Below are 24140 nucleotides of genomic sequence, written 5' to 3'. Positions count from 1 at the left end.
ACACATGAATGGTGCCTTTTATTCTAGCTCGATCCAAGAGCTTGTCGATTTAACCCCAGACGCTATTCTGGGAAGTCTCGCCAAGCAGAATCCCTTTGCACTAGAGGCGCTGCAGCGCAACGCGTGGCTGAGCCAGATCGAGCTCGCGCGGGCTCAATTTAGTGGGCTCGATGGTTGGATTGCATTTGAGTTTGCGATCCCGCGCATGGGCAAGCGTGCCGACGTCGTGGTGACTACGGCAGGAATCGTTTTCGTCATCGAATTCAAAGTCGGCTCGGATCAGTTCGATGCGGCAGCTCTCGATCAAGTTGTCGACTATGCCCTCGACCTCAAGAACTTCCATGCTGGGAGCCATGATCGGCGAATCGTGCCGATCGTTGTGGCGACGATGGCGGCGAATCCATCCGTTGAGCTCGCATGGCAAAATGACGGAATCGCAAGCCCCGTCAAATCGAATGGGGATAATCTGCGCGAAATCCTCGGGCGTGTCGTGCGTGAGATACCAAAGCAGGCTGACTTGGACGGCGCTCAGTGGTCGCGGACTGGCTACAAGCCCACGCCCACAATCATTGAAGCCGCGCAGGCGCTCTACCAGGGCCATCGGGTCGAAGATATTACGCGCTCCGACGCCGGAGCTAAAAATCTAAGTCAGACGGCAGCATGCCTTGCTGACATCATCGAGGATGCCAAGGCTCACCGACGCAAGGCGATCTGCTTCGTGACGGGAGTGCCGGGTGCCGGAAAGACCTTGGCAGGCCTCAATCTCATGGCACTTCGGACGAAGGCTCACAAGGAAGAGCATGCCGTCTTCCTGTCCGGTAACGGCCCCTTGGTGGAGGTGCTGCGCGAGGCACTCGCACGGGACGAACACGCGCAATTAAAGGAGCGCGGCGAGAAGAGTAAGAAGTCCGACGCGCTCCGGAAAGTCAAAAGCTTCGTTCAGAACATTATGCACTTCCGCGACAGCAACCTCGTCGCCTCTGAGCCTCCGATCGAGCGGGTTGCGGTGTTCGACGAGGCGCAGCGGGCATGGGACGCCAAGCATCTGGCAAACTTTATGAGCCAGAAGAAGGGGCAGACGAACTTCCAGATGTCTGAACCTGAGTTTCTCATAAGCGTCATGGACAGGCACGACGGCTGGTGCACAATCATATGTCTCATAGGCGGAGGACAGGAGATCAACGCCGGTGAAGCGGGCCTAACCGAATGGTTTTCCGCGCTCCAGCGAAGCTTTCGGAACTGGAAAGTCTATACTTCGGAACAACTAGCCCATCGAGACTACCATTGGGGGCAAGATCTACCGGCACTTCTCGCAGGGCTTGAGAGCCAATCTCTGCCGGCGCTTCATTTGGCGGTCTCGGTGCGATCGTTTCGTGCCGAAAAGCTCTCTGCGTTCGTTGGCGCCCTCGTCGCTGGGGAGGCCAAAGAGGCTAAAGCGCTATACCAGGCGATTAAGGAGACCTATCCGATCGTCCTGACGCGAGAGCTCGGCCACGCTCGGCAATGGCTCCGAGATCGTGGGCGGGGTTCGGAACGCATTGGTCTAGTGGCCTCGTCGGGCGCATCGCGCCTGAAGCCTGAGGGACTCAACGTTCACGAAAAGATCGAAGCAACGACATGGTTCTTGAACGGAAAAGATGATGTTCGCTCGTCCTACTATATGGAGGATCCTGCAACCGAGTTCGATATTCAGGGCCTGGAGCTCGATTGGGTGGGGGTGTGCTGGGATGCTGATTTTCGGTCGGTCGATGGCAGGTGGCAGTTCTATCGGTTTTCCGGCACGCGATGGCAGAACGTCAATGACGACAACCGCAAGATCTATCTGACCAACGCTTACCGTGTGCTGCTGACACGCGCGCGACAGGGGATGGTGATCTACATTCCGAGGGGGGATTCGATTGACGCCACCCGTCCACCAGCCTTCTACGAAGGAACGGCCGCGTTCTTAGCGGAGTGTGGGTTGCCGCTGCTTGACCGAGCAAACTGAGCAGAGTGAAAGTCGGTCGCTGGCCGACTTCTTCCATAACGTCGAATACGCGAATCACCGTCACAGCATCGAATTTTCAAACCGCGCCGCATGATCCTGATTGAACAGATGGGCCCACGAACCAACGCCTGCTTTAAGGCCGGAATGTCGCCAGTGAGTCAAAAGCAGACAATCGACGGACCGCCTGACAAGGTCTGCTAAGGGCCAACAGCTGACGAAGCCTCTCTTTTTGCTCACGAAAGCCAGGCTTCGCAATCGCACGGGAAGCGTCGCTGACGATGTGGTCACATCTCGCAGCAGCGCGGAAAATCCCTGCCGCAGCCAAGGCGTTCACGGTGCCGCCGCCACTCGGTAAATTCGAGGCGCAAATGGCCGTGCTCGTAGAAATAAGCTGAGTTCGAGCGGCGCGAGCCGAACCTGCGCGCCTCGGGCTCCGGCACGATCAGGAGAAGCGGATGACCGGCCGCTTTCCGCCGCGCCGCCAATTCATCGTAATAGTCCAGGCCGGAAGGCTCGACCGAGGGCTGCAACTCGTTGCGCGCGTAAAACCCGCGTTGCCAATTGTCGGCGATGCGCTTCATTAAATTCCATATGCGCCGGTAAACGGGGCTGAGTTGTTCGGGGTCATCGTTGAAAAGCCCCGCGGTGAAGAAGAATTGCGCCGCGGTGCCGAGATCGCAAGTCGGCTGCGCGAAGATCCACTCGACCACGTCCAGCCGGTTGTCGCTGTTGTAGTCCCAGCTCTCGACGATGACGTGCCAGGTGTCAGGGGTCTGAAGCTTTATCCAACGCAGGAAGTCTTCCGGCTCGGTGCTGAGTTTGGCATTTGGACACACGCGCCATTCCGCCAAAAGCGCAGCCGTACGTGCTTGCGCGTCCGCCTTCGCTTCCCGTTGCCGGGCCTCGACGGCCTGCATCGCATGCACGGCATGGCGCCGCTGCCACATTACCTTCACCGTGGCGGCGTCGAGTAGCTCCATCAAGCATTCAGCATGCGCCTCGTTCTCAGGCGCGAAAGGCTCGAAGTAAACGAAGAGACCCGCCTGCAACCGGGCAATGGCGGGGGGAGGCAGCAGCAGGATGGTGTCACAGACCGTGCCGACGGTCATGTCGCGCATCCTGATGCGCGCGCCGCGTGCCGCTATTGCGACATCATCAAGAAAGTATTCCCACGACAACCCGTCGAACACTGGTTTCAGTCCCTGGACAGCGAGACATCGGCCCATGACCACGTTGCGAACGTGCTCCCGCGCATCAGGCGGTAATTGATTGTCCTGGACGGCTGCGTCTGCCATAGGGGCCTCGTTGCAATTGATCCGCTAAATCTCGCAGCGAAACATTTATATCATGCAACTTCGGCGGAAGTGAATTTGATCAGATGCGTTCATGAATCGGAAAGTTATGTTGCTTGAAACCTTCCGTCACCCACGACTACCTATTTTTGTAATGTCCGCTAGGGGTCAATCGCGACGGTCGGGCCCGGTTTAAGTTAGGTCCGGTCTACCTCTGTCCGTCGACATATCCTTGGGCTTGGGCTGCGGCAGCGATGGGCCATGAGCCGACATTGCAAACGTCGCCACTCGAGGTAGTTTATCGAGCCGCACACCTTAGTTGGGAAACGGCATCTCCCCTCCGCATTGAGAGTTAAGGATACAAGCAGATGGAGTTGGTGAAGGTGTCAGAGGCGGTTCAGATCGTCTCTGTCTCCACCGGAAAGCCGCACCAGCGGCGCGTTGCAATTCTGCAGCGTGACGACGGGCATTTCACCTTCGCAGAAGAATACTCCTACAAGAAGGTTGGCAGCGACTTCCGCCGGAAGGCATTTTCGAGAGCGCAGAACTGGCTGAGGTGGCAGGTCAGTCAGCTCTCCTTGAAAGGCACAAGGAGCGGCGCTGACCGCTTTGGCAGTTGGCCCGCCGGCCGACAACAGGGCTGGGCGAGCCAACCTGTCACCTACCAAGCCAGAGAGTGACTTCCGCGACGTCGGGTTGGGATCAAAATGCGAAGAACTCAGGTTGAGCTAATCCGGTCCGCTCTGGATCGACGAGCGGACCTCCGTCAGAACCGGCGCAACTTCGCAGATGGGCCAAAGGCAGACATAGATCCGAGAGATATCAGATAAAGCCTTCGATGTACGCTCGCACCGCACTTGTGTCGCCAGCCGCGGCAGCACAGATGCCAAATGCATGGATTTCATGAGGCAATTCGCTGCTTCGGCTCTTGACGATATCCGTCATTATCGAAGAAACCGCCTCGCGCATACGGCCGGCGCTTAGAAGCGCGAGCGCAGCTTCCTTGCTCCGTGTAAGATGTTCTTCTCGTGTTAGCATTGAAGGCAGGTCGCGGGGTGACGACGTAAAATAGGTTGTTCCTTACTAGTTTGGCAGTCAATCCCTTGAGAGTGCCAAAGGAACGGAGCCCAACGCGCTATGCTATCGCAGGATGTCCGTTGAGGAGCGGTGAACGGACCTCGGGCGGATGCTTCTGCCCATGCCTCGTTGGATACGAACTTACATGCGACGGGCCCAGTGGCTGCCGACATCATTGACGCAAAGCAACAATCAGCGTCCAGCAAGTCATAAAGATTAGAATTAGAGAACCCACCGTCCAGAGTGTTGCGCGCGTATCGTGAGTCCTTGCCGTGAAATATGCGGCGAAATGCAATAGCCGCGAGACCGCGTAACCGTACAGCAGCCATTGCGTGAGCGCTATTGATGGCTCGGTCAAGATGAAGAGGAATCCAGCGACTAGGAAAAACGGCAAATTTTCGAGATCGTTCAGCTGAATTCGCCGGATGCGGTCCACATATTCATTTGGTGCTAGTTGTTCTGAGCTTGGATGTGGGTTGAGGATGGTCTTCTTGGTGTCCTCGGGTGAGCGAAATCCGCCTCTTACTTGCATCATTCGAACAACCGTCAACCACGACATCATGAGAGCTTTGAGAACCATGACGGAGGCAGCGATCGCATAGGTACGAAAAAGCGGATCGTGAAAGCTGAGCTTGTCCATATCGCATCGCCTTCGTTTTGCTCGGTCATTCAACCACACAGAAGCGGGGAGCGGCTAGGCCTCAAAGTCCGCTTCGGGTCAAAATGCGAAGAACTCAGGTTGAGCAAATCTGGTCCGCTCTGCCGCGACAAGCGGACCTCCGTGAGATGCAGCGCAACTTCGCAAATGGGCCAGAAGCTGCCCTTGGCAGACTGTTTCGCCTCAATCGGCTCACCAGACGAGGCGACTATTTGGGCTCACTGTAAAAGGGGCCGCGTTTGCCACCACCCAACAAGGAATGGTGGAACAGCTAAGCATGCCAAGACCACGACTACCGCCAAGTTCCGTCCAATGAGGTGGTAGTGAAAGAGCACTTGAGCTGCACCCGCTCCTGCAAAGAAGCCAAACCCCGACGCCGTGTACTGCGAGGTATTCCAGTCAGGTCCTTTGTTGATCGGCAAGCTCATGGAAATGCTCGCTGAGGCGGCCATTTGTCAGGACTGCGAACGTGCACTGCAACTATTAAAACTCATTGAAGTTGCATGCCTGCTTTGGGTCAAAAGCGCCGATTTGAACGGCGGCCGGGCACTTCCGGTTTACCCCCGGCTCCTGACACCTCGCTACGACGCGCCAACGGAAGCGATGGGCCAACAGCAGACATCATTGAGGCCTCGGAGGAAAACCGCAGCGGGCATGCACCTTAGCACTTCGCGAAATCAGGCATCAGAGAGAGGTGGCACCCATCCGACCCTGGACCTGCAATGTCGTCGCGGCGTTGAATTTATCGTTGTTGCTGTCTGGATTTGATGTCGAGCAAGTTCAACAGCGTCGCAGTCGCGATCATCGCCACGATGCCACCGAAACTAAGGGCTATCTGCATCGCAAGCCCGTCCGAGATGTCGAGCCGCGCGACTTCGGCAGCGAACGACAGCAGAACGCCGAGACAATAGATTGGTAGCGAGTTCTGGCCACAGAGGATCGCACCTCGCATCACCGGCGTCATCGGCGCCGGCCATTTGCGAGGCGTGAACCATGCCGCCAGGACTGCCATGGCCAAAAAATGCAGCAGTCTAAATGGATCGAGATTGGATTTGTCCAAGGGGTGCAGCTTCAGCAGCTGCGGAATTACTGCTTCCAGGGGCCTGATGCGCCAGCTCAAGGCGACGATCAAGCTGAGCAGCAGATATAAGACTGAAGCTGTAAGAGCTGCGCGTGACATCAAAAGCGGCAGCACTCTCTCGCCCGCGATAGCCCACCAGGCGCCAAGTACAACCAGCAACTGCCAGGCCAGCGGATTGAAGGCCCAGTGGCCGTTCGGCCACGCAGTGACGGTCCAGCCGAAGATATGCGCCAGCGCATAGAGCGCCAGCGAGGCGCCAAGCGTCACGTTCGGCAGTCGCAGCAGCAGCCACAGCAAGGGCGCGAACGAGAGATGAAAAAGCACGAAGGTCGGCAGCACGTCGGTATTGACCGGACGGTATTGCAGGATCGCCGTGCGCGCGAGCGTCGCGCCCGGATGGTCCAGTAGAATGCGCGTATTGCTTTCGTCAGCAAGGCGGCCTTCGCCCGCAACGTGAACCAGGATGGCGCAAGCGAGCGTGAGCAACAGAAATGCGACATAGATGTCCCAGCTTCGCCGCAGCGTCCGGATGATCACTCCGGTCCAGCCCTCGCAGCGCCATGCCTTGCCGTAGGCCATCGCGCAGGTTACGCCGGAAACGAACATGAATAATTCGGCGGCATCGCTGAAGCCGTAGTTTCGAAGCGTCAGCCAAGTTCCGATGTTGTTGGGAACATGGTCAAGAAAGATGCACCACAGCGCGATGCCCCGACAGGCATCTATTCGCACGTCGCGGCCCTGGCCTTTCCGCTCCGACAGCTCGCCGACCGCTAACCTGGGGATGGCAATTTGGTCGCGCGTCCTCTCATGGGAGACGAAATGCAGATTCACGACTGTCGTATTCCGGGACTGGTTTTGGTCGTTAGGGCAATCGCCAACACCGCTCGCCGGATTGAGACCAAGCGGTCCCGAGCTGGACGAAGGCACGACGCTGCGGTCGTAACATTTCGAGCGATCATGCCGGCCGATTGCCGCTTGGGCTCCTCGAGCCAATAGCTTCCATACCAGATCGACTTGAAGGAAGCGCATCGCGAGGTCGTGGTCTCCGGGAGAGCGATGCAAACAACGAGTTGGCATGGCACTCTCCTTGCGTTTATCGGACGCCTCGCGGGTCGCTCCCTCGGTTCGAGGCGACGTAGTCGATCTCGCCACGCGAAGTACCGATGTCCATCAATTCCCTGTCACTTAGATCGAACAGAGCGGCGCGTAGCCTCTGGCGTTCGCGCGCTTCTTGAAATGCCTCCCAACATCTTTCCAGAAAGCTGACGACGCGCCCTCCAGAAGCCAGTCGTCTGTCCCACCCTAATGCTCTATAGGTCGTGCTCATTGCGCAATCTCCGGAGCCCCAACTCGGCCGGCAGACGCATCATCGCCGCCGCCTTGCTTGCGGGTGCAGTCCTAAAGATACGTTGTGATGGCAACGGAGCAGATGGCCACCGAAGCCATTCCGCCAGCAAGCGCCGCCGACGCCTTATCGCTCTGACAAGCCGACTGTGGTCAGCTTCACGGCCGTTGCCTTCGCGGTCATGCTGGGCCGCGGCATCAGGACGGCGACCTGATGCGGTGACGCCGGCATCCCGCCGTACATCAGCGTTGGGGTCGCCGACTCTTGCTTAACATTTTGCGCTCCCATTACTGCGACCTGATGTCGCGTGATCGGAAGGCCTTTCATTTCAAAGCTTGGAAGTTCTGCGGCTTCTATCTGGGAGCCGACTACCATCACTGCCGCGACAGCGGCCATCAAGAACATTTTCTTCATGGCAATCCTCCGCCTCAAACCAAACAGAATATTCCCACCACAATTCCAAAATAACCTAAATCAATTCGCCGGCGCGTAATGTGGGCCCTTCACAAGCTAGCTCCGCCGGTGGAGGTTAGCGATCCATTTTAAGTCCAGGTGTGACCTAGGGCTACCAGTGCAAAGTATCTATGCATCGGCTTGCTCCGTTCGTTACTCCCGGCTTCCGGTAAAGCCGATTGAGACATGGTGGTCGCCGCCGCGGTGAGGCGAGGCTACGCCCAGGAATCGCACCAGGCGTTGAGTTTTGCCAATGTACGAAAAAAAATCTGAGCGGTGGGATCGGCCCATGGCGAGCATCGCGTGCCACGTCGCACCAGGAATGAGCTACTCGCCCTTGATGTCGCGCACAAGCTTTTCTAGACGGCCGATGTCGGTGACCCGCAGGTTGCGTCCCTCGCGACGCAACAGACCGATCGAAGTGAGACGGCTTACCTCCCGAGAAACTGCTTCTCTATGAGTGCTAACACGGTTGGCAATGTCGGAAAGCGATGGGGCCGGCGATAACAACGGTTGCGCTCCGTCTCCATCAGCATCAGCTGCCAGACGGAGCAACTCCGCCTGAATTCGGTTTTGCACAACAAGTGTGCTGAACTCGAGCACGCGTTGCGACAATCTTCTCAGTTCACCCGCGACGTGGCGCAGCGTTGCCATTGCGACGCTTGGTTCCTTGAGCAGCAAATTTTCAAACTGATTAGAGGTCAGCGTTGCGACGGTGGCTGCCTCCAGTGCCTCGATCGATGCCGATCGCGGGCTCCCGTCGATGGCAGAGATCTCACCAAAAATGTCGCCAGTCCTAAGGTCCCTAAGGATGATAGCTTTCCCACGTGCCGAGTGGATGATTGCGCGGACCCTGCCGGAGACAAGAAAGAATACATTGTTCGAAGGATCGCGATACCCGAGTATTTCTTCACCGCGTTTGTAAGTATGCCATCTGCACGTCTTGGCGAGCTCCTCCAAACATATCTCCGATATACCAGCCAGGATCTGGACGCGCTTTAAAAACTCCAACTGCCGGCCAGGGTGCATGGGACTCGCTGCCTCGGATAGTCCTCATCCGCCGACGGTAATCTAAACCCCGATCATCCCGTGTTACGAGCACTGCTTCCAAAAGCAGAACAATCGAGGCAAGCACTCCGGCTCTCCCTCGCCGAGCAGATGTCTTATTGAAATTACACCGTCGCCATAGCAACCGCGAGACGATAGCACTGACCAGAGCCAACGTCCGAATAGGATGATGACCCATAAGGCCCGGATTGGACGAATGTTTTCCGGTCGTCCCGACACCTGACATCAGAGAAGCGCACCGAGTCTTTGGGGCGCGCCAGTTCGAGACCTTAGCATGTGCAGCGAAGGGCGTGCGCCGAACTCGGTCTTACTCGACCGTCAATGAGGGCAAGCGGCGGGGTAGGATGGTAACCGAGTGCATTGGCCCGCGGCCGATGTTATCGTCGACCCGCAACGACACGGTTACTGGCCTCGTCTGGCCGATGCCCGGCACGGGAGGATTGCCAATGCCCGCTGCTGAAATCTCCGTCGTACCGATGTCCGAGCTCGAGCACCGTACCCACCTGCGCCGGGCGGTCATCGCCAGCACTGTCGGCACGACGATCGCGTGGTACGATTTCCTGCTCTATGGCCAGATGGCCGCGATCATCTTCGCGAAATTGTATTTTCCGTCGTCCGAGCCGCTCACCGCCACGTTGCAGGCGTTCGCCACCTTCGCAGTCGGCTTTGTCGCTCGACCAATCGGCGCGGCGATCTTCGGCCATTACGGTGATCGCATCGGCCGCAAGGCGGCGCTCATCGCGACGCTCTTGCTAACTGGCTTGTCGACCTTCCTGGTAGGCTGCGTCCCGACCTATGAGCAGATCGGCGTTTGGGGCGCAGTCTTGCTGATCGTGTTGCGGTTTATTCAGGGAATTGGCGCCGGCGGTGAATGGGGCGGCTCGGTCCTGATGTCGATGGAGTGGGCGCGCACCAATCGGAATCACGGGATCATCGCGGCCTGGCCGCAATTCGGCGGGCCGGCCGGGTTCTTTTTGGCGACCCTCGCGATCCTGGCGTTCAGCCAGATGTCGGGAGAAGAGTTCTTGAGCTGGGGCTGGCGCGTCCCGTTCTGGCTGAGCATTGTCATGTTCGCAATCGGCTTGTGGATCCGTCTCGGTCTCCTCGAGACACCGATCTTCCAGCGAGTGATCGCCGAGGAGCGGGTGGCGCGCGCGCCCGTCATCGAGGTTTTCAAACGCCAACCGAGGGAGATCGCCCTCACCGCGCTGGTGCGGATGGGCGAAATGGCGCCGGTCTTCATCTATCTCGCCTTCGTCTTCCCCTACGGAACGCAGGTCGTTCACCTGTCGCGCGACTTCATTCTGATAGCGCTTCTGGTCGGCTCGTTCATATCGTTCTTCACGATTCCGTTATCCGGTTATCTGTCTGACCGGCTCGGCCGCAAACGGGTTTATGTTTTCGGCGCGGCCGCCACTGGGCTCTTCGCGTTTCCCTATTTCGCGATGCTCAACAGCGGTGTGCCCGGCCTGGTGATCATGGCGACCATCGTCGCATTGTTTTTCCATGACTTGATGTGGGGGCCGCTGGCGGCGCTGACTGCCGAAGTATTCGCGCCCCGTCTGCGCTACAGCGGCGCCTCGATCGGCTTTCAACTGGCTGCGGTGGCTGCCGGTGGGCCGGCGCCGATGATCGCGACAGCGCTATTGGCCGCCACAGGTTCGGGCTATGTCATCGCGCTCTACATCTTCGGCTGCGCGATCGTCAGCATTGTCAGCACAGCGCTCCTGCCGGACGTCAAGGATCGCGATTTCGCGCGCGATCACCTTTGACGCAATAGGTCGGGCCCCCGCGGAGACCTCCGTGATCCACCAAAGAACCGGTTGAGTCATGGGTCCCGACCTTCCAAGGAAGGACCCGCGGGCCGGAGGTCCGCTTCCTCGGCTTATTGTTGCGCCGACGCCAGCACGACGTGTCGGTGGCCCTCAACAAGGTCTGGCGATTTCAAGCTCCCGCGCCGCATATCCCTGTGTTTTGCACCACAACAGACTCGACGCATCGATGTCGCAGATGGGTCGCAACTTGAAGAACTCAGGTTGAGCAAATCTTGTCCGCTCTGGCTCAACGAGCGGACTATCATCGCCGAGGTGCAACTTCGCCGATGGGCCAATAACGGGAATTTCGCTGTCCTATTAAGGGGGGGGCCCGTGTAGTAAGCTCCGACCGAGTTCAACCAATTCAGCAATACGCCTCCCTGGGCGTTGTCTTTGTCGCAACTTTGCACGCGGCTGGTGACGCGCGTCACCGCGTGCATTCTAGAGAGGAGAGTTAGATGAGGACTCACTCGTTAAAGATATCTTTTGCGACAGCCCTGCTAGGTGCTGCCATCACAAGCGGTGCAATTGGTCAGCAAGACCAACAGCTCGGTAAGGTGACATTCCCAACCTCCTGCGATCCCGGTGTGCAAGCCGAGTTCGACCGCGGGGTCGCCATGCTGCATTCATATTGGTTCCTGATCGCCCGCCGGAAATTCGAATCGATCCTGCAACAAGATCCCGGCTGCGCCATGGCATATTGGGGTGTGGCGATGGACCTCCTTGGCAACACGCTTGCGACCACGCCAACAAATGTCGAGGCACAAGCAGCCTGGGATGCACTTGAAAAGGCACGGTCGGTCGGGGCGAAAACTCCACGTGAGCGGGACTGGATCGAGGCGCTGAGCGCCTATTTCCGCGACTACAATAAGGTTCCGGTTGATGCCCGTCTGACGGCCTACAATGCTGCGATGGAGCGCATCGTGCAAACCTATCCTGACGACTACGAGGCGAAGGTGTACTACGCGCTCACGCTACAAGCTTCCGCGAAGAAGAATGACCTCTCATACACTAACCAGCTGAAATCCTCAGCACTTCTGGAACGCTTATTCGGAGAGAACCCTCAACATCCGGGTGTGACGCATTACCTCATTCACGCCTACGATTTTGCTCCGCTTGCCGAAAAGGGTATTGCATCCGCCCGTCGCTACGCCGGAATCGCTCCGGCGGTGCCGCATGCGCGGCACATGCCGTCGCACATCTATTCCATGGTCGGGCTCTGGGAGGAATCCATCAGCTCAAACGCCTCAGCGCTTGAGATTCAGCCCGACTACTATCACGCGTCGGACTTCACGGTGTATGCGCATCTGCAGCTCGCGCAAGACGCCAAAGCCGACGCAATGATCAAAAAGTCGCTGGCCACCGCCGATCGCGGCGACCGACCGATCAACTTCGTCAATTTCACTGCCAAGGCCGCCATGCCGGCGCGCTATGTCTTGGAGCGTGCCGACTGGGCCAGCGCTGCCAGCCTGGCGATGACGCCGACCAAATATCCCATGGCGGATTCGTTGATCCGCTTCACGCGCGGTCTCGGCATGGCGCGGGTCGGCGATATCGGCGGCGCCAACAAAGAGATCGAGGAGATGAAAGTGTTGCGCACGACGCTGCAGGGTGCTGACCAATCCTACTGGGCCGAACGCACCGAAGAGCAAATGCTTGCGGTTTCCGCATGGGCCGCACTGAAGGAAGGCGACCACGATCGGGCCCTCAAGTTAATGCGGGCAGCCGCCGACAGCGAAGACGGCAGTGTCAAACACGTGGCCATGGAGAACCGCCTCTTTCCGTTGCGCGAACTGTTGGCGGAATTGCTCCTGGAGGTAGGACAGCCCACGGCCGCACTGAACGAGTATGAGACCGCACTCAAGCAAACTCCCAACCGCTTCCGCGCGTTCTGGGGCGCCGCGCGCGCTGCCGACCGCTCCGGCGATCGGCAGAAGTCAACCGATTATTATAGCAAGCTGATAGAGCTCGCCAGGAACGCCGATACGGAGCGGCAGGAAATCCGTGAGGCCAAAGCACAGTTGCGGAACGACACCGTGGGTACTTCACGACAATGATGCTTCGGCTGTCCGACCATGCCCAAGAGCGCCGTCAATGTAGGAATGACAACGCTGATCCCGGCAATTGCTGCGGCGACGGTGCTCGGTGGGCTCGTCGCTCATTTCGCCCTTTACGGGAATGATCGGACGGAATGGGGGATTATACAGCTGCCCAGCGCATCCACCGGCAAAGGGACGACCGCAGTCACACCCGAAGCCTGGCCGATCTGCACCACCATGGGAGCGGTGGCGGCGGATGCTGAGTGGGCGGAGCTCGATCCCGATTTCAAGGTGGGCAAGAGGGCGCTTGCCGCTGCTGATTGGAATGGGGCCATTGTATCGTTCATGCGCGCCGCCCTGCGTGACCCGCTCAATGCCGACATCCAGAACTACCTTGGTTATTCCTATCGACGCTTGCGCCAATTCGGGCCGGCTATTGGACGCTATCAGGAGGCGCTAATGCTAAACCCGCGTCACCGCAGCGCGCACGAGCATCTTGGCGAGGCTTATCTGGCGCTCGGCGAGCCCACCAAAGCTGAGGAACATCTGGCTGCACTGGAAAATCTCTGCCTCCTTCCTCCTTGCCAGGAATATGACGATCTCAAGCGCGCCATCGCGGCATACAGAAAGCTAGCTGCACATTGAGGGCAGCTCGGCCGCTTCGGAATTTAGGCGCATGTCACATGTCGGCTTCGGGTCAAAAGCGCCGGTTTGAAGGGCGCCGTGTCACTTCCGGTCTGCCCCGATCAGCAGACCATATCTGAGCCAAATCGAACTTCGCCATCGGGCCACCAGCGGACTCGCGTGACCGCTTGGACCAAACATGCAGCTACGCTGACCTTTAGTTAAGCTGTCGTTGTTGAACCTTTGCCCGAATTGAAGGACTCACGTCCATAAGCGCCGGGGACGAAGGTCTCCCCAGACGAAGCCACGAACGAGTGTGGCTGTTGCACTCATCATCGAGACGCAGCTGTAGGCGCCATTTTGTTTTCCGGGTTGCCAGCCTTGTCCGATTCAAGCCCGCGGATCGGCCGGCGAAGATCGCGGAGGCAAAGAGATGTTTCAAGCAAAACCTGCGGCACTTTCGCTTGGCTTCACGGTGCTAGTGACGCCAGCACTCGCACACGATGATGACCGATACTACAACTCTCCGCTGAAGCCATGGTTTGAAAGCTTGCAGAGCGAATTTGGAAAGTGCTGCACCGATTTTGACGGGTACATCGTTTCTGATACGGATTGGGAGTCCAATAAGGGACGTTACCGCGTCCGCATCGACAACGAATGGGTCGACGTGCCTGACGGCGCCGTTGTAAAGCAACCAAACCGTTTCGGCCGTACAATGGTCTGGAGGCACTACATCGACGGCCATCCACGCGTCCGGTGCTTTATGCCTGGCAGCATGACTTGATGCAGTGTTAAAGATAGGCCGCTTAGGGTCAAAATGCGAAGACCTCGGACTGGCAAATCCAGTCCGCTCCGCCTGACTAAGCGGACCTTAACGCCTTATGCCGCAACTTCGCTGATGGGCCACAAGCGGATCAAGTTGGCGTGCTCCGAAGCTCGATTTCGGGTAAGAATTCGGCGAACGCCTATCGAGGCCGCGAAAGGCTCAAGCTCCGAGCGCAAAAGTGCCCCTTGCCGACTGAACGAAAGGGTCCGAGCATAAGCGATAGTCCGCGACCGTCACGGGGCGCCCACTACCGCAGCACCGCCAGTCGATTCGGACTGCGCCACTCAGTCTTCAGCGGAAGTCCAACCGAAAAGGAGACACATCCATGACATTCGGAAAATGGAGCTTCATCGCCGCCGCCGTCACCTGCGCCATAGCAGCGAGTTCTTGCGCGACCATAGCGGCCGAGCCGAACGGCAAGATTACGATCCTTTATGACGCGTTTGGCACCGATCCCGAAATGACAAAGGACTGGGGTTTCTCCGCGCTGGTGGAGGTCGCAGGAAAGCGCATTCTGTTTGATACCGGAGATAATGCGGAAATCTTTGCGAAGAATATCAGGGCAAAAGGAGTCAACCTTACCACGCTTGACTTTGTGGTTCTCTCCCATCGGCATTCCGATCACATGGCCGGACTGAGTTATGTGCTGAGTGTGAATCCGAACGTCAAGATATACGCGCCCAAAGAAGGATTCGGGATCTACGGTTCGTCGCTTCCATCTACCTTCTATCGCAAGGACGATTCCCTGCCTCACGAGATGCGATATTTTGGCGGCAATCCGCCGAAAATCATGGAGTTCGGCGCCGCATGGCCGAATGCCAAGTTCGAACTGATCGATCAGACAACGGAGATCGCACCGGGCATCACCTTGATCGCTCTGGTTTCCGATCTTCCCGGCACCAAGGAACTCAAAGAACTCTCCCTCGCAGTGAATACGCCGGATGGCCTTGTTCTTGTCGTCGGCTGTTCGCATCCGGGAATCGAACGCATTGTAGAGGCCGCAACGGCGATCAACCCCAGAATCCATCTTATTGCCGGGGGGTTCCACCTTGTTGTTGCCGCGGATGAGGCCATTGAGAAGATCGTGACGGCCCTCAAGGACAAGTTCAAGGTCGAGAACATTGCCCCCGGACACTGCACGGGCGAACCGACGTTTGCAGCGCTGAAGAAGGCGTTCGGCACGCGATACTTCTATGCCGGGCTCGGCACGTCGCTCGTCCTCGGACCCGACATCGATTCCAAGGTCCGGCGCGGCGAAGCACCCACCTTTGACGATCTCGCGGTTTACCGCAGGCTGGCCAGTCGCGAAGACTGACTTTCGCACAAGAGGAGGGCGCGGGAATGGCGGATGTCCCTCGTGAATACGAGACTCCGCCACGACCGCCCCGGGTCAAAACGCGAAGAACTCAGGTTGAGCAAATCTGGTCCGCTCTGGCGCAACGAGCGGACTTCCGACCGCGGAGGCGCAACTTCGCAGATGGGCCCAGAAGCAGAATTCTACACTCAATCGATCGCGCTGTCGGCACGAGAGAGTAGTATCGGCGGAATTTCGACACCTAGCATTTTAGCTGTCTTGAGATTGATGACCAGTTCGAACTTTGTCGGCTGCTCAACAGGTATGTCGGCAATATGTGCGCCTCGCAATAGTCTTGCGACCTGGCGCGCGCATTGCTCGAAGACCGCGCTGAGGCGAGGACCGTATGCCATCAGTCCGCCTTCTTCCGCCTGTTCGGGCCATTGCAGAATGGCGGGCAGACGACGGAGGGCTAGCCGATCGCGGATCAGGTACTGGAATTTCGATGCCAGGATCGGCGAGGCCAGCAGGTTAACGGCCTCGACCTCTTCGACCTTCATGGCGTCGATTATCCGGATGAGATCTTCCTCTGATCGTGCGGCATACGGAACGATCTCGACGCCGAGCCTCTTGGCCGCGCTTTTGAGAGCATCCATGTTTGGTATCGGCACGCGGTCGGCGAGAGCAGCTATTCGCCGGGTACCCGGCAGTGCTTCATGTAGCAACTCCAAGCGCTTGGCGTCGAGCTGGAATGCAAAGATGGCGACACCAGTAGTGTTACCTTCGGGACGCGGCATCGAGGCGACAAGCTGGCTGCCAACCAAGTCGTCCGCGATCACCACGATTGGTATGCGCTGCGTGGCTTTCTGTGCTGCACGCCCTGCTTCGGCCCCGACCACAACCAAGACATCTGGACTGGTCTTGGCCAGTTCAACGGCCATACTGACATAAGATACTGCGGCCGCGCTTTCGCCACGACTGTCGATCTCGAGGTTGCTGCCTTTGACAAAGCCGACTCTGTCCAGCTCATCGAAGAAGCTGGGTGGTATAGGTCCCAGTTGCGCAACGCGGTGACGCCGGCCAGCCCGCTGCTGCGCGTGGGCCCTGAGCGGCGATGCCACTGCGCCGGCAATCAGCGTGATGAACTCGCGCCGTTTCATGGGACCCAGGGAGCCTTTGACCGGGTTTTTCAATCTACTAGCACATCGGAGCCGAAGACGGTTGTCCGCTTCGGCTCAAAAGCCGCCGTCGGCGAGCAGCCCGATCTTGTCTGCCCGCCCTAGAAGGGTACGTGTCCACGACAGAACTGGGCGATGTCCGGAATTCGCGCCGGCGGCCCGTTCGCTCGGCCTAAGCAGCTAAGCGGTAAGCGCCCTTCGATGCCAAAACTAAGCTGTTGAAATTTAATAAGTTTCTGATCCGAGCGCCGTTTAGTCGATTGGAGAATGTTCGAACTCGGTTTCTCTCCCTCCGCCATCGGCTCGAATCAATCGCGCCGGCTTATTTGCCTTGCGCGCCAGCAAACGTCGCCAAGCGGCCGAGCAGGGCCGCCTCGGCCTCGGGGGCCAGACGGTAGCCTTCCGCCATCTTGACGATGTCGCCGCGGGCAACGCACGCGTCCCACCAGTCCCTCACAAAGCCCTCGGCGTACCCGCGCGTGTTGAAGCCGTAAGGTTCGGCGACGAGGTCGAACGCAATCATCAGCTCGTAACAGGGCGAGTCGTAGGAGGTGCCGGTCTCGGGACGGCCCACGAAAGCCTCGAAGGACTTGGCGGTACAAAGGCTCGAATAGAGCCAGAACATCAGCCCATACATCAGATGCGAGCGCTCGTCGTCGTGCAGGGCAAAGAAGCCTTTCTCGTCCACGATCTGCCGGGCCAAGGTGCGCAACATTCGCTCGCCGTGCGGCAGACGGTCGCCGACGGCGGCCAAAGCTCGCACCACGATCGGCGATAACGTTCCCTGCTCGACGGTTGCGATCGCAGCAGCCCGATCCTCATCAGCGGTGTCGTACTCGGACTCCTCGACCAAGCCTCGAATGAAGGTCTCGAAGTCCGGCGCGATGACGGCGATGCTGTAGTCAGCCTCTTGGTCGACGTACACGACTTGCGGCTCGCCGCGCTTTCCGCAGGTCCGGTAGTCCAGCATAATCAGCTCGTGGCCTCCGGCCGGCGTATCGGCGATGCCGATGCCAATCGGCGGGTAGCCCCATTCCTCGATCATGAACTTGGCGCCGAGTTCACCGCCGAGTGAATATTTGGACGTGCGGCCGATGGCGCAGAGGCCCTCGATTGCCACGTGGTCCTCCGCCCAGCCTGTACGCTCCTTCATTGGGTGGCAGTTGCGCTTGACCATTCCGCCATTGTGGCGCCGTGCGAGATCGACATAGGCGGCCGGCAGCCGATACCCGCCCATCTCCTCTTCAATGGAGGCGATCAGCTCGTCGCTTGGCGGAGGCTCGACATAGTTCTCCAGGGAATACGGACAGTCGTCCCAGAAGCCTTCGAAGTCGAAGCCGTCAAAGGGCCTTTTCGACGTCATCCGCGTTACCCCATCATATTACGGCAGACCCATCCAACCCAGATCCGACGAACACCGTAGCTTTCTCGACAGACCTCGGCTCCGACGCCACCGCATTCGCTGGGACGGAACGTCGATGCCAGCCATCGTCTGCTGATGATCCTGGCTGTGTGAAAAGGCACGAGTCAGCTAGGATTCCTCCGTTTCCTGATGGGAGATACGGATGGGACGCTTCGTTGAAGGCGCGGACAGATCCCAGCTGACGCTCTTGCCGGAATGTCTGGAGGATTGGGTAGACGACGACAACCCGGTCCATGTGATCGATGTGTTTGTCGAGGCGCTCGACCTGCATGGAATGGGATTTGAGGGTGTGATCGCCAAGGAGACGGGCCGGCCTTCCTATCATCCAGCAGTCCTTCTGAAGCTTTACATCTACGGTTATCTCAATCGGGTGCAATCCAGTCGCCGCCTGGAACGTGAGGCGTGCCGCAATATCGAGGTGATGTGGCTGATCGGCCGCCTGGCTCCCGATCATAAGACGATCGCCGATTTCCGGAGGGACAATGGTGCGGCGCTTCGGAGGGTTTGTGCGAAGTTCGTTGCGCTATGCCGGCAAATGGGCCTGTTGCAGACCCCAAGCGTCGCAATCGACGGCAGCAAGTTCAAGGCAGTGAACAATCGCGATCGTAACTTCACGCATGCCAAGATGGCGAGGCGGATGGCGCAGATCGAGGAAAGCGTCGGTCGATATCTGCGTCAACTGGATAGCGCCGATCGGCAGGAGCCATCGGAAGCGATCAGCATCAAGACGACGAGGATCAAGGAAAAGGTTGCTCGGCTGAAGCAGGAGATGAGCCGCCTGGAAGTGCTTGATGCGCAGATGCGCAACACGCCGGATCAACAGATATCGCTGACCGATCCGGATGCTCGTTCGATGGCCACCAGCGGACGCGGATCGGGTGTCGTCGGCTACAATGTCCAGGTCGCGGTGGACACCGAACACCATCTGATTGTTACGCATGAGGTCATAAACGTCGGCAACGACCGTGGGCAGCTTGCTCGGATGTCGAAGCAGGCCAAAGAAGTGCTCGAAGTGGACAAACTCGAGGCGGTCGCCGACCGTGGCTACTTCGACGGAGAGGAGATATTGGCCTGCGAAGAGGCTGGCGTTGCAGTCACGCTGCCCAAGCCGATGACGTCGAACGCCAAGGCGGAGGGTCGGTTCGGCAAACAGGACTTCGCCTACCTGCCTGATGAGGACGTCTACCGCTGCCCGTCCGGCCAGCTGCTGCCCTATCGTTATACCAACATCGAGCATGGAATGACGCTGCGCCGTTACTGGTCGACAGCAGCGTGCCAAGGCTGCGCAATCAAGAGCCAATGTACGCCGTCCAAGGAGCGCCGCATCACCCGTTGGGAGCATGAGCATGTGGTCGAGGAGGTCCAGAGACGGCTCGATTCCAATCCCGACGCCATGCGGACGCGGCGCGAGACGGTCGAGCATCCCTTCGGCACGATCAAAGCCCGTATGGGTGCGACCCATTTCCTGATGAAGCGCCTACGGAATGTTGCCGCTGAGATGGCGCTGCATGTTCTCGCTTATAACCTCACGCGGGTGATGAACATCGTCGGCAAACCGCGCCTGATTGCAGCCATCCGCGCCGTCTGAAGGCCGGAAAGTACGTCCAACAGCGCAATACCGCGTCCCGATACCCACTTTGGCCGTCATTGGGCGATCTGACGCGAGAACATCAGCCGCCTGCGGTGATTGGCGACCACGGCCGCGTGCCGGCCATCTGTTTGCACACAACCAAGATCCATCGCGGACGCCGCACGAGTGTTCAGCACCGACCTGACGGGAAGCCGATACGCGTTGGATTACATTCCGGCGGCTGGTCCAACAAGCTGCCAAACCATCTGCTCGTCAACGAGCCATCCCTGTCGATCCAGGGAATCGGTGGCAATTGCGGCAGGTAGGATGCATACGGCATGACTTTCGCGAGCGTCACTCTGCCCGGAAACCGTGTGAGGAACACCTTGTTCATTCCCCCGTCCAGTCCGCTATATATCGGGGCGGCCGGCAAATCATCTTCAAGCAATCGCGCGTATTCGAGCTCGTCGGCGCGCCTCTTCTCCAGGGCCCGCCGCGCGATGTCCGGATTGACGGCGAAGGGGGGACATTTTTCGGTAGGGTTGAACACTGGAGGCGACGGCGAATTCGGTGGACCTTGCGCATCGAAGACGTAACGGCGGTCGCACACATCCACCTTCGGTTCGATTCGCGTCGTCTCGAAATGATCGTTGCCGACCTTGAGCATTTTCCAGAACGCGAGGTTGGGACTGTTTCGATGCCGCGCCAGATTTGCCGGTGTCAGGCGGAACGGATAGGCCTGGACCTGGAACGACGGGCGGCCGCCGAGGAATGTGTCGCGCGCCAGCGCATAGATTTCGCCGATCTGTTCGTCGGTCATGGCATAGCAACCGCTCGACCAGCAGTCGCCGTGGATCATGAGGAAGCTGCCATTGCGCTTGTGCGCCTTGTCGAACGTGTTGGGGAAGCCGAGGTTGATCGAAAGATAGAAGTTGGAGTTGGGGTTCATCAACTCAGGTGTAATCGTATAGAACCCTTCCGGAGCTTGTCGGTCGCCCTCGTGCAATTTCGGCCCGAGATCGCCCGACCGCCGGCAGATCGGATAGGTCTTGAGGATCTGGAAACGGCCGGTGGTGTCCTGTTTCCAGACCTCGAGCTCGGCCTCCTCCTTGAAGAGACGCACGAGGATAGGTGAATACTTCGGCATCCTTTTCTGCTCGAGCAGCGAGAGCAGCTCATCAGGTAGTTCCCTCGTCGCCTTCGCCGGCAACGGCTTGCTGCTTTCGCCAAGACACATGACCGGCGTCAAGGCGGCGGCAAAAGCCGCCGCCAGCACAAGGACACGTCGGATCATGGCGCGGATCACTGCTGTGCCTCCAGCCCTTCCGGCCCGCGCCGCTAAGTCTCGAACCCGACGAACACCGTCGCTTCCTCGACGGACTTCCGCTCCGACACCACGGCATTCGCCGGAAAAGTTTCATCCGGCCAGCCCAGCGCGATGCTTTTCATGATGACCTGATCGTCGGCGATCCCTGCGTGCTCGCGCACCACGGGGGATTGCATGATGCCCTGGCTGTTGATCACGGCGCCGAGCCCGCGGGACCACGCGGCATTGACCAGGGCGGTCGCCACGGCGCCGCAGTCGAAGGGCGTATCGTCGCTACCGTCGAGCACGCGGTCATAGGTGATGATCACGCAGACGGGCGCGTCGAACTGACGGAAGCCGCGCAGGACCCAGTCCTGGCGCTTCTCCATGTTGTCGCGCTCGATTCCCATTGCGGAGAATAATTGCTTGGCGACGCCGACCTGCCTGTCGCGGTGCTTGCCTGCAAAGGCCTGGCCCGTGCGGAACTCGCGCGACTGCGGGATGCCCGCCAGCATCCGTTCGGTATTGCCGGCGCGGATCCGATCAAGTGGTTCGCCGGTGATGACATAGAAATTCCAGGGCTGGGTGTTCATCGACGACGGAGCGCGCATCGCCAATCCAATGATTTCCGCAATCAGTTCCTTGGGCACCGGATCCGGCTTGTAGCCGCGGATGCTCCGGCGACCGAGGATGACGTCATCGAACTGCATGTGTGTGGAATTCCCCTGGCGAGTTCTGAAACAGCCGGGATTTTCGCGATTTCTGCGCCCTCGCGCAAGCTCCGGCGGCGTGTCCTCAACGGTCCAGCCACACGGAACATGATCGCCAATCTGGATTGGCTGACGCTCGCTCCGCCATCGCGCCTCACCCCACCAGCTTCCACTTCCCATCCGCGGCCCGCTTCAATGCGGGGTCGCTCACGCGCACGTGCTCGGCGAGGAAATCGATGAACGCGCGCACGCGTGCCGGGAGTGGCGCGGTGTGGCCAACATAGACGGCGTGGATGTCTTCGCGGTCGCCGGGATTGTAGCTTTGCAGCACCGGGACGAGGCGGCCGGATTCGATATCGGGGCCGATGTGGAAGAGCGCGAGGCGCGCGAGACCGGCGCCGCCGAGGCAGAGGCGGCGGGCGGCTTCGCCGTCGCTGGCGCGTGCGACGGGCGGGGGCAGGGCCTCCTCGGCGTGGTCGCCACGCCTGAACGGCCAGCCGCGGATGCTGCGCGGAAAGGTCCAGCCGATGCCGCGGTGGTCGGCGAGATCGGCTGGAATCTTCGGCGTGCCGCAACGGGCGAGATAATCCGGCGCGCCGACCACCACCATGCGGCTGGTGCCGAGCTTTCGCGCGACCAGACGCGAGGCGCGCAGCGGACCGACGCGGATGGCGACATCGGCGCGCTCCTGCATCAGGTCGATCACCGTATCGGTCAGCACGAGATCGAGCGTGACGTCGGGATGCTGCTTCAGAAAGCGCGGGATCAACGGCATCACATGCAGCATGCCGAAGGGAATGTTGCAATTGACCGTGAGGCGGCCGCGCGGTGCCGCGCCTGAGGCCGCCTCGCGTTCGGCCTCCTCCATCTCGGCGAGAATGCGCAACGAGCGCTCGTAGAAGGCCTGGCCTTCCGCCGTCAGCGTCAGCTTGCGCGTCGTGCGGTTGACGAGCCGTGCGCCGAGGCGCGCCTCCAGACGCGAGATCAGCTTGCTGACGCCCGATGGCGTCAGGCGCAGCTTTCGCGCGGCCTGGGTGAAGCCGCCGAGGTCCACGACGCGGACGAAGACCTCCATCTCGGCCGAGCGGTTGGTGTCGAAACGGGCCATGTTGAATTCATGTCACAAATGATTGGATTGCGGACATTCTAATGGTTTGGCGGCAGCGCCGCTATCTGCGTGGCTCGTCTCATCCCTTGGAGCAACGCATGCCTCCCGCCGTCCTCGCGCTCACCGCCGGTGCCTTCGGCATCGGCACCACCGAATTCATCATCATGGGCCTGCTGCTGCAGGTCGCCGCCGACGTGCACGTCTCGGTGCCGGTCGCGGGTCTGCTGATATCAGGCTATGCGCTCGGCGTGTTCGTCGGCGCGCCGGTGCTGACGCTGGCGACGCGGCGGATGCCGCGGAAAACCGTGCTGCTGGCGCTGATGGCCATCTTCACGCTTGGCAATGCGGCTTGCGCGCTCGCGCCCACTTACGAATTGCTGATGGCCGCGCGCGTGCTGACCTCGCTCGCGCACGGCACGTTCTTCGGCGTGGGCTCGGTGGTGGCCACCAGCCTCGTCGCTGAGGACAAGCGTGCGTCTGCGATCGCCACCATGTTCATCGGCCTGACGGTCGCGACGCTGCTGGGCGTGCCCTTCGGCGCCTGGTTCGGCCTGATGCTCGGCTGGCGCGCAGCGTTCTGGGCGGTGACTGTCATCGGCCTGATCGCATTCGCGGTCGTCGCTGCGCTCGTGCCGGGCCATGTCGGCAACGACGACAAGCCGATCTCGCTTGCCGAGGAAGTGGCCGTGCTCGGCCGTCCGCAGGTGCTGCTCGGTCTTGCCATGACCGTGTTCGGCTTCGCCGGACTGTTCGTCGTCTTCACCTATATCCAGCCGATCCTGACGCGCTTCACCGGTTTTTCGGAGACCGCCGTGTCGCCGATCCTGCTGGTGTTCGGCGTTGGGCTTGCGATCGGCAATGTCGCCGGCGGCAAGCTCGCCGATCGCGGCCTTGCGCGCGCCCTGATCGGCACACTGGCCGCGCTTGCCATCGTGCTGCTTGGCCTTGCGGCGCTGCTGTCGGTCAAGATCATCAGCGTCGTGCTGATCCTGCTGCTCGGCGTCGCCGCCTTCGCAACCGTCGCCCCGCTTCAGCTCCGCGTATTGGAGGCTGCCGGTCCCAGCGGCCGGACGCTCGCCTCCAGCCTCAACATCGCCGCGTTCAATCTCGGCAACGCGCTCGGCGCCTGGGCCGGCGGCGTCACCATCGACCGCGGCCTCGGCCTCTCGGCGCTGCCGCTGGTCGCAGCCGGCGTCACCGCCATCGGCCTCGTTCTGGCGCTGTGGAGCCTCCAGCTTGATCGCACGGCGACCGCAGTCGCGGCGTGCCCGGCGGAATAGGAGAGCG

20 protein-coding genes are annotated in these 24140 nt (G+C 59.7%); 9 read left to right on the top strand and 11 right to left on the bottom strand.

Annotated features, from left to right (window positions below; translation table 11 throughout):
• Positions 1 to 4: 4 nt before the first annotated feature.
• A complete protein-coding gene (locus DCG74_RS02645) occupies positions 5 to 1987 on the top strand; it encodes a DUF2075 domain-containing protein (protein WP_172788271.1) in 1983 nt (660 codons plus the stop codon).
• A 284-nt stretch (positions 1988 to 2271) separates the two neighbouring features.
• Here the strand turns inward: DCG74_RS02645 and DCG74_RS02640 are convergent, their stop codons facing one another.
• Positions 2272 to 3282 carry a DUF4274 domain-containing protein gene (locus DCG74_RS02640; RefSeq protein WP_172788272.1) on the bottom strand — a complete coding sequence of 337 codons (1011 nt, stop codon included), beginning with the start codon at positions 3280 to 3282 and terminating at the stop codon, positions 2272 to 2274.
• Positions 3283 to 3647: 365 nt separating this feature from the next.
• On the opposite strand from DCG74_RS02640, the gene DCG74_RS02635 reads away from it, so the two are divergent.
• Positions 3648 to 3959, top strand: a complete 312-nt coding sequence (locus DCG74_RS02635) for a hypothetical protein (RefSeq protein WP_172788273.1) — start codon at positions 3648 to 3650, stop codon at positions 3957 to 3959.
• Between the two features lie 569 nt (positions 3960 to 4528).
• On the opposite strand, the gene DCG74_RS02630 is transcribed toward DCG74_RS02635, so the two are convergent.
• From DCG74_RS02630 to DCG74_RS02610, 5 genes are all read right to left on the bottom strand, one after another.
• Positions 4529 to 4996, bottom strand: coding sequence for an MAPEG family protein (locus tag DCG74_RS02630; RefSeq protein ID WP_172788274.1), 468 nt, complete (start codon positions 4994 to 4996; stop codon positions 4529 to 4531).
• A gap of 760 nt (positions 4997 to 5756) precedes the next feature.
• Positions 5757 to 6926, bottom strand: coding sequence for an OpgC domain-containing protein (locus tag DCG74_RS02625; RefSeq protein WP_373569512.1), 1170 nt, complete (start codon positions 6924 to 6926; stop codon positions 5757 to 5759).
• Positions 6927 to 7188: 262 nt separating this feature from the next.
• On the bottom strand, positions 7189 to 7422 hold the full coding sequence (locus DCG74_RS02620; RefSeq protein WP_172788276.1) for a DUF1127 domain-containing protein: 234 nt from the start codon (positions 7420 to 7422) through the stop codon (positions 7189 to 7191).
• 144 nt (positions 7423 to 7566) lie between these two features.
• The gene (locus tag DCG74_RS02615) at positions 7567 to 7854 is read right to left on the bottom strand and encodes a hypothetical protein (protein ID WP_172788277.1); all 288 of its coding nucleotides are present in this window, start codon (positions 7852 to 7854) and stop codon (positions 7567 to 7569) included.
• A 366-nt stretch (positions 7855 to 8220) separates the two neighbouring features.
• Positions 8221 to 8853, bottom strand: a complete 633-nt coding sequence (locus DCG74_RS02610; RefSeq protein ID WP_172788278.1) for a Crp/Fnr family transcriptional regulator — start codon at positions 8851 to 8853, stop codon at positions 8221 to 8223.
• Positions 8854 to 9407: 554 nt separating this feature from the next.
• Here DCG74_RS02610 and DCG74_RS02605 point away from each other — a divergent pair.
• The 5 genes from DCG74_RS02605 to DCG74_RS02585 all read left to right on the top strand — a co-directional run bounded on the left by DCG74_RS02605 (position 9408) and on the right by DCG74_RS02585 (position 15579).
• Positions 9408 to 10733 (top strand): MFS transporter, encoded by a 1326-nt coding sequence (locus DCG74_RS02605; protein ID WP_172788279.1) that lies wholly within the window; start codon positions 9408 to 9410, stop codon positions 10731 to 10733.
• 500 nt (positions 10734 to 11233) lie between these two features.
• Positions 11234 to 12832: a hypothetical protein gene (locus tag DCG74_RS02600; protein WP_172788280.1), complete on the top strand. Its 1599-nt coding sequence runs from the start codon at positions 11234 to 11236 to the stop codon at positions 12830 to 12832.
• Between the two features lie 45 nt (positions 12833 to 12877).
• Complete coding sequence (locus DCG74_RS02595) at positions 12878 to 13459, top strand: hypothetical protein (protein ID WP_172788281.1); 582 nt, start codon at positions 12878 to 12880, stop codon at positions 13457 to 13459.
• Positions 13460 to 13871: 412 nt separating this feature from the next.
• Complete coding sequence (locus DCG74_RS02590; protein WP_172788282.1) at positions 13872 to 14222, top strand: hypothetical protein; 351 nt, start codon at positions 13872 to 13874, stop codon at positions 14220 to 14222.
• 367 nt (positions 14223 to 14589) lie between these two features.
• Entirely contained in the window at positions 14590 to 15579 is a 990-nt protein-coding gene (locus DCG74_RS02585; protein ID WP_172788283.1) for an MBL fold metallo-hydrolase, read from the top strand.
• A 188-nt stretch (positions 15580 to 15767) separates the two neighbouring features.
• Here DCG74_RS02585 and DCG74_RS02580 read toward each other — a convergent pair whose 3' ends face one another.
• Both DCG74_RS02580 and DCG74_RS02575 read right to left on the bottom strand, forming a co-directional pair.
• Positions 15768 to 16718: an ABC transporter substrate-binding protein gene (locus DCG74_RS02580; protein ID WP_172788284.1), complete on the bottom strand. Its 951-nt coding sequence runs from the start codon at positions 16716 to 16718 to the stop codon at positions 15768 to 15770.
• 340 nt (positions 16719 to 17058) lie between these two features.
• Positions 17059 to 18099: an SMI1/KNR4 family protein gene (locus tag DCG74_RS02575; RefSeq protein WP_172788285.1), complete on the bottom strand. Its 1041-nt coding sequence runs from the start codon at positions 18097 to 18099 to the stop codon at positions 17059 to 17061.
• 202 nt (positions 18100 to 18301) lie between these two features.
• Between DCG74_RS02575 and DCG74_RS02570 the strand changes: the two genes are divergently transcribed.
• The gene (locus tag DCG74_RS02570) at positions 18302 to 19747 is read left to right on the top strand and encodes an IS1182 family transposase (protein ID WP_172788286.1); all 1446 of its coding nucleotides are present in this window, start codon (positions 18302 to 18304) and stop codon (positions 19745 to 19747) included.
• 172 nt (positions 19748 to 19919) lie between these two features.
• Here DCG74_RS02570 and DCG74_RS02565 read toward each other — a convergent pair whose 3' ends face one another.
• The 3 genes from DCG74_RS02565 to DCG74_RS02555 form a co-directional block, all read right to left on the bottom strand.
• On the bottom strand, positions 19920 to 21035 hold the full coding sequence (locus tag DCG74_RS02565) for a murein L,D-transpeptidase family protein (protein WP_257187541.1): 1116 nt from the start codon (positions 21033 to 21035) through the stop codon (positions 19920 to 19922).
• A gap of 32 nt (positions 21036 to 21067) precedes the next feature.
• The gene (locus DCG74_RS02560; protein WP_025032723.1) at positions 21068 to 21745 is read right to left on the bottom strand and encodes a nitroreductase; all 678 of its coding nucleotides are present in this window, start codon (positions 21743 to 21745) and stop codon (positions 21068 to 21070) included.
• A gap of 154 nt (positions 21746 to 21899) precedes the next feature.
• Positions 21900 to 22853 (bottom strand): LysR family transcriptional regulator, encoded by a 954-nt coding sequence (locus DCG74_RS02555; protein ID WP_172788287.1) that lies wholly within the window; start codon positions 22851 to 22853, stop codon positions 21900 to 21902.
• Between the two features lie 98 nt (positions 22854 to 22951).
• On the opposite strand from DCG74_RS02555, the gene DCG74_RS02550 reads away from it, so the two are divergent.
• Positions 22952 to 24133 (top strand): MFS transporter, encoded by a 1182-nt coding sequence (locus DCG74_RS02550; RefSeq protein WP_172788288.1) that lies wholly within the window; start codon positions 22952 to 22954, stop codon positions 24131 to 24133.
• Positions 24134 to 24140: the final 7 nt, after the last annotated feature.

Origin of the sequence: Bradyrhizobium sp. WBAH42 (assembly GCF_024585265.1) — a bacterium.
In the GTDB taxonomy this organism is placed as follows: Bacteria; Pseudomonadota; Alphaproteobacteria; order Rhizobiales; family Xanthobacteraceae; genus Bradyrhizobium.
This window is presented reverse-complemented; position numbering and strand designations above follow the sequence as displayed.